This is a genomic window from Klebsiella sp. DY2415 (assembly GCF_026314315.1).
Lineage (GTDB): Bacteria > Pseudomonadota > Gammaproteobacteria > Enterobacterales > Enterobacteriaceae > Klebsiella > Klebsiella ornithinolytica.
The window spans coordinates 3,623,018-3,636,490 of record NZ_CP111115.1; the positions used below are offsets into that span (position 1 = coordinate 3,623,018).

Here is a 13,473-nt window from a genome sequence, read left to right on the forward strand (position 1 = left end):
AAATTCATTTGTACAAAAAATGTGAACCGGCACAAGTAACGATCTGACGAGACAAATAAAAAAACCGCGGGGTTTTTCAGACCACCGCGGCGCTTCATTTTCATTCATTTTGCTTATGGCAGGCGATTCAATTCGCTGGCAATTGCCGTGGCTTCCTGAGACCAGGCCTGAGCCAGGGTCTTCACCATCGCATCATAGCCATCCTGCTGCTGCTTAAGCTCAATATTGAACGGACGCTTAATCAGCTGCCCCTGATGCTTGAGCAACCACTCACCGCTGACAATGACCCGGCCATCGTAACGGCCATGGAAGCCATTAACCGCCACGTTGAGCGTATCCTGTTCGCTGCCCAGAGGCTGTGAAGCAACCACCCAGCCCGGAAGTTGAGCACTCAGATTCGCCACCAGCGTCGTACGCAGCTGCTGATCGAGCGGGCTGGCCCACAGATTGTTATTGGCAATGACATACTGCACGTCACTGGTCTGATAGACCACCCCGTTGCCCGCCAGATAATCCGGGATACTGACCTGTTCAACCCACAGCAGATTTCTGCTCTGGTGGGCGGCGCTTTGCGCGCCGCTTTGTACAACCGGAAGCTGATAGTAGGTTTTATTTTCCCCACTGCTGCAGGCCGCCAACGCGCAGGCCGCAGCCACAATTAGCCATTTTTTCATTATTTCGCTCCCTTCGGCTGAGGATCTTTCTTATCCTTGGCCTCGAATACCAGCGCATTGCTCTTATCATTGAGCGTTTTCAGTACCGGCTGCAGTTCGCGAAGAACCTGATCCAGTCGCTGCATATCGGCCACCATTTTATTGTATGCCGCCGAGCCTGGCTGGAAGCCCTGCATACTGCGGTTCAGTTCGCGCAGCGTATTCTGCATATCGCCAGGAAGCTGCTGCATTGACGGGCTTGCCGCTATCTTGTTCAGGCTATCCAGCGTGGTCTGAACATGCTGCATCGTTTTTTCACTTTGCGCCAGCGTGGTGGTCGCTTGTTCCAACAGCGGATTTATCGGCAGGTTGTTAATCTTATCCAGCGCTTCCATCAGGCGCTGCTGGATCTGCGCCAGACCACCGCTGATTGTTGGAATGATCGGATAGGATCCAAACTCCTGAATCTTGCCGCGCGGAGGCGCCTTCGGATAGAAGTCGAGATCGATATACAGCGCACCGGTCACCAGGTTCCCTGTTTTCAGCGATCCCCGCAGGCCACGATTAATCAGATCATCAATATGCGTACGGATATTTGGATCGCCGCCGAGCTGACTGATCAGCCGTTCTGGTTCAATACGAACCTCTACCGGGATACGATAGTCTTCATTCAGGTGCTGATACAGTCCTGGAATAAAGAACGGCACTTTACCGACGGTACCCAGGCGGATTCCACGGAACTCGACCGGAGCCCCCGGCTGCAGTCCGCGCACCGAGTCTTTAAAGAACATGACGTAATCAATATGCTGGGTAAAGACGGAATCCTGAATGCTCTTCTGATCGTCAAACAGATGGTAACCCGTTTTGTTCGCCACCGGCTCGCCCATATCCAGACCTTCCGGGATATCAAAGCTGACGCCGCCGCCGAACAGGGTCGCCAGCGATCCCATCTCCACGCGCATCCCGGATGAGGAGAGATCGACCGCAATACCGCTGTCTTTCCAGAAGCGGACGTTGGTTGTTACCAGACGATCGTTGGGCGCATTGATAAACAGCTGATAGGTGATGCTGCGCTTTTGAGCATCAAAGGAACTGGTTTCCACCGATCCAACGCGATAGCCACGGAAGAGTACCGGATCGCCAGGCGACAGCTGACCCGCTTTATTACTCTCCAGCAGAATACGGATCCCTTTTGCATCCGGCGAAGCCAGCGGCGGAGAGTCCAGCAGCGGGAAACGGGCGGGCTCCCCGCCTTTCGTCCCCGGCTGCAGTTCAATATATGCTCCGGACAACAGCGTACCGAGTCCGCTGATCCCTTCACGTCCTACCTGCGGTTTGACGACCCAAAAAACGGAATCTTCATGCAACAGTTTCTTCATGCCGGCGTTCAGCCGGGCTTTAATCTCTACGTGGGTCAGATCGTCGGTCAACGTGGCGCTCTCGACGACCCCCACATCCACGCTGCGGCTTTTAATCCGGGTTTTCCCGCCTTCAATCCCTTCAGCGTTGGTGGTGATCAGCGTCACTTCCGGCCCTTGATGGCTGTAGTGATAAAAAAGAATCCACGCGCCGATTAGCACAGTGACGATGGGGAAGATCCACACGGGTGACCAGTTCTTCACCTTTTGCACTTTCGCTTCTCCGCTCTTATTTTCCATGCTGCTGCATTTCCTCATGGCTTGAATCTGGTTCACGGTCCCACAACAAACGAGGGTCAAAGGTCATGGCTGAGAACATTGTCATGACAACAACGAGCGCAAACATCACCGCCCCTATCGCAGGATAGATACTCATCAACCCTCCCATGCGCACCAGCGCCGAGAGCACAGCGATGACAAAAACATCAATCATTGACCAGCGGCCAACAAACTCCACAATTTCGTAAATCAGGTGCATGCGCTCCGAGTCGCGCTGTCCGTTACCGTTAGCGTTCCAGCACAGCCAGGCAATGGCGAGCATTTTCAGCGTCGGCACCATAATACTGGCGATAAATATCACCAGCGCCACCGGGTACGAGCCTTCACTCCACAGCAGGATCACCCCCGCCATGATCGTTGACGGCAATTTATCGCCCAGTAAATCGGTAATCATGATCGGCATGATATTGGCGGGCAGATAAAGGACGCATGAGGTCAGCAGCAGGGCCAGCGTCCACTGCAGGCTATGCTTGCGTCGCGCGGTACCTTTTGTCTGACAGCGGGGACAAACGGCTTCATCAGCGGGCAAAACCGCGGTACAGCACGAACATGAACGTAGCCCCTGGCGGATCCCCGTCACGCCGATCTTCAGCGGCTGCGTCACCGCCGGCATCGGGGCAATATCGTCCCACAACCAGCGCCGGTCTACGCACTGCAGCGCACGCAGCTGCAGCATGCAGAACAAACACCAGGGAACGAAGCTTAAGCCGACGCCGATATCACCGTATGCCATCAGCTTGACGAAGCTCACCAGCACCCCGGCGAGGAAAATCTCCGCCATTCCCCAGGTTTTAAGGTGAAACAGAATGCGCGCCAGAAACGCCTTTAGCGCGCGCGGCATATGAATGCGGTTGACCAGCAGCAGAATGGTGACCAGACAAAAAGCGGGCACCAGCTGTACGAAGAGTAAAAAGAAGGTGCCAAGGCTGGCGTAATCTTCGCTAAACAGCACGCCGGGGATTTCCAGCAGCTTGATTTCGCTGCTGAGACCGCTCACCTTCATATCCACAAAGGGAAACAGATTGGCCAACAGCAGCATAAACAACGCCACCAGCGCATAGGCTGTAGGACGCTGCCGGGGCGCGTCCCACGAAGTTGTCAGCGTCGTGCCGCAGCGCGGACACACGGCTTTCTGGCGATGCTCCAGCTGCGGCAAAGCCACCAGCAAATCACATTGTGGGCACAGGATATGCCGCGCAGCATGATGATGATCGCACATGAAAACTCCTCAGCTTATGCGCCGTTTTTTAATCCTTCGAGATATTCCCAGCGTTCAAAGGCAGTTTCCAGCGCCTGTTCCGCCTCGGCCAGCTGCGCCAGCACCTGCTGCGTATGATCATGGGACTGGCCAAAGAAAGAAGGATCGGCAACCTGTTCCTGCAGGGTTTGCAGTTGGGTTTCCAGTTCTTCGAGCCGTTGTGGCAACTGTTCCAGTTCGCGCTGCAGGTTATAGCTTAGTTTGCCTGATGCTCGTTTGACACTTTCTGCTTTCGGTTGAGCAACCTCTACCGCTTTTTTGCTAATCTGCTGCTTTTGCGCCAGATACTGCGCTTGCTGGCCGCGGGCATCGTGATAGCCGCCGACATATTGCCCAATGCGCCCTTCCCCTTCGAAGATCCAGCACTCGGTAACGGTATTATCGACGAATTGACGGTCGTGGCTGACCAGCATCACGGTGCCCTGATAACCGTCCACCAGCTCTTCCAGCAGTTCGAGGGTTTCGACATCCAGATCGTTGGTCGGTTCATCGAGGATCAGCAGGTTGCTGGGCTTGAGGAACAGACGCGCCAGCAGCAGGCGGTTACGCTCACCGCCGGAGAGCGCGCGCACCGGTGTCATCGCGCGCTTCGGATGGAACATGAAGTCCTGCAGGTAGCCCAGAACGTGGCGCGGCTTACCGTTGACCATCACTTCCTGCTTGCCTTCCGCAAGGTTGTCCATCACCGTTTTATCCGGGTCAAGCTCCGCGCGGTGCTGGTCGAAGTAGGCCACTTCCAGCTTGGTCCCGACGTGAATACGTCCGCTATCCGCTTTCAGCTGACCAAGCATCAATTTCAGCAGCGTGGTTTTCCCACAACCGTTCGGACCAATCAGGGCAATTTTGTCACCGCGCTGGATCTGGGCGCTGAAATCCTTAATCAGGACCTTGCCATCAACCTGGTAGTTGACGTTCTCCATTTCGAAGACAATCTTACCCGAGCGAGCAGCCTCTTCGACCTGCATCTTCGCGCTACCCATCACTTCACGGCGCTCGCCACGTTCGCGGCGCATGGCTTTCAGTGCCCGCACACGCCCTTCGTTACGGGTACGACGCGCTTTGATCCCCTGACGGATCCACACCTCTTCCTGCGCCAGCTTACGATCGAATTCCGCATTCTGGAGCTCTTCCACGCGCAGCGCTTCTTCTTTATCCAGCAGATACTGATCGTAGTTCCCCGGGTAGGTCACCAGCTTGCCGCGATCGAGATCGACAATCCGCGTCGCCATGTTGCGAATAAAGGAACGGTCGTGCGAGATGAAAATAATGGTCCCTTTGAAGGTCTTGAGGAAACCTTCCAGCCAGTCAATGGTTTCAATATCCAGGTGGTTGGTCGGTTCATCGAGCAGCAGCACGCGCGGCCCGCTGACCAGGGCGCGGCCGAGAGCCGCTTTACGCAGCCAGCCGCCGGAGAGTGAGGAGAGCTCGGCGTTGGCATCGAGATTAAGCTGCTCCAGCACTTCGTTAATACGGCTGTCGAGCTGCCACAGCCCTAAATTGTCCAGCTGCTCCTGCAGACGCGCCAGTTCATTCAGGTTCTTGTCGCTCGGGTCGGTCATCACCAACTGCGAAACATCGTGATAGCCTTTGAGATAGGCCGCCTGCTCGGCGATGCCTTCGGCAACGAAATCATAGACGGTTCCGCTCACATTGCGCGGCGGATCCTGCTGCAGTCGCGCGACCACCAGATCCAGCTCATAAATAATGCGCCCGTCATCCAGCCCCTGCTCCCGGTTAAGGATTTTCATCAGGGTGGATTTGCCCGCGCCGTTGCGCCCGACCAGACAGACGCGTTCGTTATCTTCGATATGCAACTCGGCATTATCCAGCAGCGGAGAGTCGCTGAAGGAGAGCCAGGCACCATGCATACTAATTAATGACATTCTTTATTCCTTTCAGGCTGCAGTAATCAGCCAGCAGTTGTGGATCTGACGGTTACGGGCGAAATCCTGAGACAGCGTTTTTTGGGTAATTTCTTGCGCTTTCAGCCCCAGCTGCGCCAGCCCGTCATGATCCATACGGAAACCGCGTTTGTTATTCGAGAACATAATCGTGCCGCCTTTACGCAGCAGACGTTTGAGATCCGTCATCAGACGCAGGTGGTCGCGCTGCACGTCGAAGGCATCTTCCATGCGTTTTGAGTTAGAGAACGTCGGCGGATCGATAAAGATCAGATCGAACTGCTCATCGCTCTCGCGCAGCCAGCCCAGCACGTCAGCCTGCATCAGGCGATGCGCGCGCCCGGTTAAGCCGTTGAGGCGCAGGTTACGTTCGGCCCATTCGAGATAAGTTCGCGACATATCGACGGTGGTCGTTGAACGCGCCCCGCCGAGGCCTGCATGAACGCTGGCGCTGCCGGTGTAGGCGAAAAGGTTGAGGAAGTCTTTCCCTTTGCTCATCTGGCCCAGCATGCGACGCGCAATACGGTGGTCAAGGAACAGACCGGTATCCAGATAGTCGGTCAGGTTGACCCACAGACGCGCGTTATACTCCTGAACCTCGAGGAAATCGCCCTTCTCGGCCATTTTCTGATACTGGTTTTTCCCTTTCTGCCGCTCGCGGGTTTTCAACACCAGCTTATTCGGCGCAATGCCAAGCACGGAGATCGTTGCGGCGATAATATCGAACAGACGCTGACGCGCTTTATGCGCATCAACCGTTTTCGGCGGCGCATACTCCTGTACCACAACCCACTCGCCGTAGCGGTCGATCGCGACGTTATACTCCGGCAGATCGGCATCATACAGCCGGTAACACTCGATCCCTTCCTGACGCGCCCATTTCTCGTATTTCTTCAGATTTTTGCGCAGGCGGTTAGCGAAATCTTCCGCCAGGGAGACCGCGCCGCTGCCGTCGTTTTCCGCCAGATGGTAATTCTTCTGTACGCAGTCCAGCGGGCCGTTCTTGGCTTTAAACTGCTTGTCCGCACGCAATTGCAGGCAGCTCAGAAGCTCCGGCGAAGCGCTGAACAGCGACAGATTCCAGCCGCCAAACTGGGTTTTCATCGTCCGACCAAGCAGGCTATGCAGGGCAATCAGCGCCGGCTCGCTTTCAAGACGTTCGCCGTACGGCGGGTTGCTGATAACGGTCCCGTACGGGCCTTTTGGCAGCGGATTGCTGAGTTGGGCAACATCTTTCGCTTCAAATGTAATCAGTTCGCCGACGCCCGCGCGACGGGCGTTGCTGCGCGCGCGTTCAATGACGCGGGCATCGACATCAGAGCCATAGAAACGCGACTCATAGGCCGCCAGCCCTTTACGTGCGCGGGTCTGTGCTTCGGCCTTCACCTCTTTCCAGACCGCGTCATCGTGCTGCAGCCAGCCGTTGAAGCCCCAGTGACCGCGATGCAGACCCGGTGCGCGGTCGGTCGCCAGCATAGCGGCTTCAATCAGCAGCGTACCGGAGCCGCACATAGGATCGAGCAGCGGCGTTCCCGGAACCCAGCCAGAGCGCATGACGATCGCCGAAGCTAGCGTCTCTTTGATCGGCGCCATGCCGGTGCCGTCGCGGTAGCCGCGCAGGTGCAGACCTTCGCCGCTGAGATCGAGTGAAATGTGCGCCGTCTCTTTATTCAGCCAGACATTAATCCGCAGATCGGGGTTTTCACGATCGACGTTTGGCCGCGGCAGATTTTTACGCGTGAAGCTATCGACGATCGCATCTTTAACCTTTAACGCCCCGTACTGACTGTTGCGAATCTCATCGTTCAGCCCGCTAAAATGGACGGCGAAGGTGGCGTCAGGGGTGAAAATCTCCGTCCATGGAATGGCCTGCACACCGAGGTACAGATCCAGGTCGCTATACACGCTACACTGGCCCAGCGGCAGCATGATGCGCGAAGCCAGTCGGCTCCACATCAGGCTTTGATACAACAGGCGCGTATCCCCCTGAAAATGGACCCCGCCCTGGACAACCTGGCAGTCCACCGCGCCAAGTGCTTCCAGTTCAGTTTTTAACAGCTCTTCAAGGCCACGAGCCGTACTGGCAAACAGAGAATTCATATCGTCACTTTTACTAAAAGAAAATTGTTGCGCATTATAGCCAATATGCGCCCCATGTCATAAAGTTAAAGGCTTATTTTTAAGCCCAGAGGCAGCGCATGATAACGCTATCGCGACTTTTTATTCATCCCGTCAAATCCATGCGTGGAATTGGTCTGACGCACGCGTTTGCCGATATCAGCGGCCTGGCCTTCGATCGCGCCTTTATGGTGACGGAAACCGATGGCACCTTTATTACTGCCCGCCAGTTTCCACAGATGGTGAAGTTTACGCCATCCCCGCTGCACGACGGTATTCATCTGACGGCGGTAGACGGCAGCAGCGCGATAGTGCGCTTCAGCGATTTTTCAACGCAGGGTGCGCCTACCGAGGTATGGGGGAATCACTTCACCGCGCTGATTGCTCCGCCATCGGTCAACCAGTGGCTCAGCGGTTTCTTTAACCGCGATGTTCAGCTCCGCTGGTTAGGCCCTCACCTCACCCGGCGGGTGAAGCGCCATGATGCCGTCCCACTCACCTTCGCCGATGGTTTCCCCTATCTGCTGGCTAACGAAGCCTCACTGCGCGATCTGCAACAACGCTGTCGGGCCAGCGTGCGAATGGAGCAGTTTCGCCCTAATCTGGTGGTGACCGGCGCGGCGGCCTGGGAAGAGGATACCTGGAAAGTGATTCGCATTGGTGACGTGGTTTTTGATGTCGCCAAACCATGTAGCCGCTGCGTGCTGACGACCGTCAGTCCGGAACGGGGGCAAAAGCATCCCTCCGGTGAACCGCTGGCCACGCTGCAGCAGTTCCGCACCGCGCTGGATAACGGCGATGTCGATTTTGGGCAAAACCTGATTGCCCGCAACAGCGGCGTCGTGCGCGTGGGCGATGAAGTGGAAGTGCTGACTCGCGGCCCGGCAAAAGCCTACGGCGCAGGCGAGAGCGACGATACGCCGGCGGTTGTCGCACAGCCGGATGCGGTCATTGAAATTGAATGGCAGGGGCAGCGGTTTAGCGGCAATAATCAGCAGGTATTGCTGGAGCAGCTGGAGCAAAAAGGCATTCGCATCCCCTACTCTTGTCGGGCTGGGATTTGCGGCAGCTGCCGCATCAGACTGGAAGAAGGCGAGGTCAGCCCGTTGAAGAAAAACGCGGTCGCTGGCGATGGTACGATTCTGTGCTGTAGCTGTATACCGAAAACGGCCTTACGGCTGGCGCCTTAGCGCGTTTTAGACCGCCTGACCCAGGCTGTAGCTGGTCATACCCTGCGCCGGTTGCAGCCTGTCATTCATGATTTTAATCACATCCCCCAGCTGCATGACTCGCCCGGCGACCGTCACGCCCGGCTGCGCCAACAGACAGAGCGCGGCATTTTCACCCGGTTCAACCACCAGCAGATTAACCTGCTGTCCGCTATCGCTGAGCCAGGCGCTGGCGGCATCGCCGGTGGCGGGCTGCCAGGAGACCTCATGCGTTGTGAAGTGCCAGCTTTTTGGCATCTGCGGTTTCAGGAAGCGAATGGCGACCAGCGCGTTGAGAACTAATTCCGCGCGCTGCTCTTTAGATAACTCGATATCGCGACATTTTTCTTCAAAAGAGAAATACAGCGCGGCATCGTCAACACAGAATCCGGAAGGTGAGAAGGCGTCGGGCGTCAACATTCGACGCGCAAACCGCGAACGGAACAACATACCATTGGCCAAATCGAGCATCATACGATCGTGCTCTTCATCGTAATACCAACGCCAGTTATCGTCAGGTTTAATTCGCATCGTTCCCCCGTCCTCTTTCCCGTGCATCTCTTATGCAATAGCATCCTGCAGCAGAATAATTTCCAAAATTAAGAAAAGACTAAAATGTCTAAATAAGCAACAATGAAGGAATATAAAACAACCAGGGCCGGAAATAAAGCCCTGGGGGGGATCAGAGGGGGAAAAGATTAGATATGGGTAACAATTTCTTTAATCAGCGGAGGGCCTTTAAAAATAAATCCGGAATAAATCTGGACAAGGCTGGCACCGGCGGCGATTTTTTCCCGTGCCGCGATCACCGAGTCAATCCCTCCGACTCCGATAATGGGCAAACGACCATTTAATTCTGTCGCCAGCATACGGATAATTTCCGTACTCTTTAATTGCAACGGACGACCGCTGAGACCACCGGTTTCATCACAGAATTTCATTCCCTGGACCAGCGAACGATCGAGGGTAGTATTGGTGGCAATGACGCCATCAATATTATGACGAACTAAACTATCGGCCACCTGGATCAATTCCTCAAGAGAAAGATCCGGCGCGATCTTCACAGCGACTGGAACATATTTCTGATGCTTTTGCTGCAGCTCAAGCTGCTTATTTTTAATACCAGAGAGTAAATCATCCAGGGCATCGCCGTATTGTAAGGTGCGCAGGCCTGGGGTATTCGGTGAAGAGATATTAATGGCGATATACCCGGCATACGGATAGACTTTTTCCATACAAATCAGATAATCATCTTTACCCTGCTCAACCGGCGTATCTTTATTCTTACCGATATTAATACCGAGAATACCGTCAAAATGCGCCTTTTTAACGTTCTCAACCAGGTTATCAACACCGTGGTTATTAAAGCCCATGCGGTTGATCAAACCTTCGGCATCCACCAGACGGAAGATCCTCGGCTTATCGTTCCCCGGCTGCGGACGCGGCGTTACGGTACCAATTTCAATGGAGCCAAAACCCATGGCGCCGAGCGCATCAATGCACTCGCCGTTCTTGTCCAGCCCAGCGGCCAGACCCAGCGGATTTTTAAACGTGAGACCCATGCAGGTGACCGGTTTGGACGGTACCTTCTGACGGACCAGCATTTCCAGCGGCGTACCTGATACACGGCGTAATTGTTGAAAAGTAACTTCATGAGCGCGCTCAGGATCGAGCTGAAAAAGGGCTTTACGAACGAAGGGGTAGTACATGAACTCTCCTGGATTCCCGGTGTGCAAACCGGGGGCGTATTATGTTCGATCGACGCCTGAAAGGGAATTGACCTACGACAAAAAATCTCGCATCCAACGCAAACGTTTACTTTTCTCCCCGGCGTTATGCAATTTCTGACAAAACTAGGGTGGAAAAATCATTTAGGGAAATAAATCGGCTCTGTCACACTGCCATTAAATGTTATCAATTATAGATAAATGCAAACATTTGGTTATAAGGAGAGAGAAGATGCGTGTCATTACACTTGCGGGCAGTCCGCGTTACCCTTCCCGTTCCAGCGCGCTTCTGGAATATGCCAGAGAGACGCTCTCCGCGGCAGATGTTGAAGTCTGCCACTGGCATCTGCAAAATTTTGCTCCGGAAGACCTGCTGTATGCTCGCTTCGATAACCCGGCATTACATACGCTGAATGAACAGCTGGCAGGCGCCGACGGGCTTATCATCGCAACCCCGGTCTATAAAGCCTCTTTTTCCGGCGCGCTGAAGACGCTGCTCGACCTGCTCCCGGAACGGGCGCTGGAGGGAAAAATCGTCCTGCCTCTGGCGACCGGCGGCACGATCGCCCACATGCTGGCGGTGGATTATGCGCTGAAGCCGGTGCTCAACGCCCTGAAAGCGCAGGAGATTCTGCACGGAGTGTTTGCCGACGATAGCCAGGTCACCGACTATCAACATAAACCGCAGTTTACCCCTAATCTGCAGGGGCGGCTCGATCTGGCGCTGGAGACCTTCTGGCAGGCGCTGCATCGCCCGACCAGCCGCGCTCCCGCGCTCAAGACCCTCCGCGGGGTGGAACATGCATAACCTTTTCAGAACTCTCGCGCTGGGCGGGTTGCTGACGCTATCGGCCCTGAGCCATGCCGCACAATCCGCGCCGGACGCGCTGCGCATCGGCTACCAAAAAGGCAGCGTCAGTATGGTGCTGGCTAAAAGCCATCAGCTGCTGGAAAAGCGCTACCCGAACACCAACATCTCCTGGGTAGAATTTCCCGCCGGTCCGCAAATGCTTGAAGCGCTAAACGTCGGCAGTATCGATCTGGGGAGTACCGGCGATATCCCACCGATTTTCGCCCAGGCCGCCGGAGCCGATCTGGTTTACGTCGGCTCGGAACCGCCGAAGCCAAAAGCGGAAGTGATTCTGGTTGCGGAAAATAGCCCAATCAAAACCGTCGCTGAACTGAAGGGTCGCAAAGTCGCGTTTCAGAAAGGCTCCAGCTCCCACAACCTGCTGCTAAGGGCATTGCAGCAGGCGGGACTGAAATTCAGCGATATTCAGCCCGTTTATCTTGCCCCCGCGGACGCCCGCGCGGCGTTTCAACAGGGCAATGTTGATGCCTGGGCTATCTGGGATCCCTACTATTCAGCCGCTCTGCAACAAGCGAGCGCCCGGGTGCTTAAAGACGGAACCGATCTGAAACAAACCGGCTCTTTCTATCTGGCTTCGCGCCCCTATGCAGAAAAGAACGGCGCCTTTATTAGCGGCGTGCTCGATACATTCAGCCAGGCGGATGCCCTGACGCTGAGCCAACGCCCGTAGAGCATTACCCTGCTGGCAAAAACGATGGGACTCCCTGAAGCGGTGATCGCCAGCTATCTGGATCATCGGCCGCCGACCACCATCACTCCGGTCAGTAGCGAAACCGCCGCCCGGCAGCAGCAAACCGCCGATCTGTTCTACGAGAATAAGCTGGTGCCGAAAAAAGTCGACATCCGTACCCGCATCTGGCTGCCCGCAACCGCACAAGGAGCAAAATCATGAGTCTGAATATGTTCTGGTTTTTACCGACCCACGGTGATGGTCGCTACCTGGGGACTGAAGAGGGCGCCCGCCCGGTTGATTACGGCTACCTGCAGCAAATTGCGCAAACCGCGGATCGCCTCGGTTTTACCGGCGTCCTGATCCCGACCGGACGTTCCTGTGAAGATGCGTGGCTGGTTGCTGCTTCGATGATTCCCGTCACCCAGCGTCTGAAATTTCTTGTCGCCCTGCGCCCGAGCGTGACCTCCCCGACTGTCGCCGCCCGCCAGGCCGCGACGCTCGACCGCCTGTCTAACGGCCGGGCGTTGTTTAACCTGGTGACCGGCAGCGATCCGCAGGAGCTCGCCGGCGACGGGGTTTTCCTCGACCATACCGAACGTTACGAAGCCTCTGCTGAATTTACTCATATCTGGCGCCGCCTGATGGAAGGTGAAACCGTGACCTTCAATGGAAAACATCAGCGGGTACGCGGCGCGAAGCTGCTATTCCCTCCCCTGCAGCAGCCGCGCCCGCCGCTCTACTTTGGCGGGTCGTCCGACGTGGCGCAGGATCTCGCCGCCGAGCAGGTCGATCTCTATCTCACCTGGGGAGAGCCCCCGGAGCAGGTTGCGGAAAAAATCGCCCAGGTGCGTGAAAAAGCCGCCCGCCACGGTCGTAGGGTCCGTTTCGGTATTCGTCTGCATGTGATTGTCCGGGAAACCAATGAAGAGGCCTGGGAAGCGGCCGAAAGCCTCATCTCGCATCTTGATGACGATACCATTGCCCGGGCGCAGGCCGCCTTTGCCAAAACCGATTCCGTCGGACAGCAGCGGATGGCCGCGTTGCACAACGGTCGGCGCGACAAGCTTGAAATCAGCCCTAATCTGTGGGCTGGCGTCGGACTGGCACGCGGAGGGGCGGGAACCGCTCTGGTCGGCGATGCGGCTACCGTGGCCGAACGAATCAATGAATATGCGGCGCTGGGTATCGATAGCTTCATCTTCTCCGGCTATCCGCATCTTGAAGAGGCTTATCGCGTCGGCGAACTGCTGTTCCCGCTGCTGGATGTCACTATCCCGTCGATTCCGCAACCGCAACCTCTGGGTCTGCAGGGCGAGGCGGTGGCAAACGAGTTTATTCCGCGCAAAGTCGCACAAAGCTAAGGAGCA

General features: G+C 55.9%; 10 protein-coding genes and 1 pseudogene. 4 read left to right on the plus strand and 7 right to left on the minus strand.

Annotated features, from left to right (window positions below):
- Positions 1–113 precede the first annotated feature (113 nt).
- Genes pqiC through rlmKL form a run of 5 tightly spaced genes read right to left on the minus strand, consistent with a single transcriptional unit; the run spans position 114 to position 7,609 of the window.
- On the minus strand, positions 114–674 hold the full coding sequence (pqiC, locus tag OQV00_RS17295) for a membrane integrity-associated transporter subunit PqiC (protein WP_004860145.1): 561 nt from the start codon (positions 672–674) through the stop codon (positions 114–116).
- Positions 674–2,311: an intermembrane transport protein PqiB gene (gene pqiB / locus OQV00_RS17300; RefSeq protein WP_004860144.1), complete on the minus strand. Its 1,638-nt coding sequence runs from the start codon at positions 2,309–2,311 to the stop codon at positions 674–676. The genes pqiC and pqiB overlap by 1 nt, the downstream gene beginning before the upstream one ends.
- Complete coding sequence (gene pqiA, locus OQV00_RS17305; RefSeq protein WP_044346494.1) at positions 2,301–3,569, minus strand: membrane integrity-associated transporter subunit PqiA; 1,269 nt, start codon at positions 3,567–3,569, stop codon at positions 2,301–2,303. The genes pqiB and pqiA overlap by 11 nt, the downstream gene beginning before the upstream one ends.
- 14 nt (positions 3,570–3,583) lie before the next feature.
- Positions 3,584–5,491 (minus strand): ABC transporter ATP-binding protein, encoded by a 1,908-nt coding sequence (locus tag OQV00_RS17310; protein ID WP_004860139.1) that lies wholly within the window; start codon positions 5,489–5,491, stop codon positions 3,584–3,586.
- 12 nt (positions 5,492–5,503) lie between these two features.
- The gene (gene rlmKL, locus OQV00_RS17315) at positions 5,504–7,609 is read right to left on the minus strand and encodes a bifunctional 23S rRNA (guanine(2069)-N(7))-methyltransferase RlmK/23S rRNA (guanine(2445)-N(2))-methyltransferase RlmL (protein ID WP_015584713.1); all 2,106 of its coding nucleotides are present in this window, start codon (positions 7,607–7,609) and stop codon (positions 5,504–5,506) included.
- A 98-nt stretch (positions 7,610–7,707) separates the two neighbouring features.
- On the opposite strand from rlmKL, the gene OQV00_RS17320 reads away from it, so the two are divergent.
- Positions 7,708–8,817, plus strand: coding sequence for a YcbX family protein (locus OQV00_RS17320; RefSeq protein WP_065906234.1), 1,110 nt, complete (start codon positions 7,708–7,710; stop codon positions 8,815–8,817).
- Between the two features lie 6 nt (positions 8,818–8,823).
- Here OQV00_RS17320 and zapC read toward each other — a convergent pair whose 3' ends face one another.
- Positions 8,824–9,366: a cell division protein ZapC gene (gene zapC / locus OQV00_RS17325; RefSeq protein ID WP_004860132.1), complete on the minus strand. Its 543-nt coding sequence runs from the start codon at positions 9,364–9,366 to the stop codon at positions 8,824–8,826.
- Positions 9,367–9,533: 167 nt separating this feature from the next.
- Positions 9,534–10,544: a quinone-dependent dihydroorotate dehydrogenase gene (gene pyrD, locus OQV00_RS17330; RefSeq protein ID WP_004860131.1), complete on the minus strand. Its 1,011-nt coding sequence runs from the start codon at positions 10,542–10,544 to the stop codon at positions 9,534–9,536.
- 250 nt (positions 10,545–10,794) lie between these two features.
- Here pyrD and ssuE point away from each other — a divergent pair, with 250 nt between their 5' ends.
- From ssuE to ssuD, 3 genes and pseudogenes are all read left to right on the plus strand, one after another.
- Positions 10,795–11,370 (plus strand): NADPH-dependent FMN reductase, encoded by a 576-nt coding sequence (gene ssuE, locus OQV00_RS17335; protein ID WP_004860128.1) that lies wholly within the window; start codon positions 10,795–10,797, stop codon positions 11,368–11,370.
- Positions 11,363–12,325, plus strand: a pseudogene (locus tag OQV00_RS17340) (aliphatic sulfonate ABC transporter substrate-binding protein). The gene ssuE and the pseudogene OQV00_RS17340 overlap by 8 nt, the downstream one beginning before the upstream one ends.
- Positions 12,322–13,467, plus strand: coding sequence for an FMNH2-dependent alkanesulfonate monooxygenase (gene ssuD / locus OQV00_RS17345; protein ID WP_015584716.1), 1,146 nt, complete (start codon positions 12,322–12,324; stop codon positions 13,465–13,467). Before OQV00_RS17340 ends, ssuD begins: the two are co-directional and overlap by 4 nt.
- Positions 13,468–13,473: the final 6 nt, after the last annotated feature.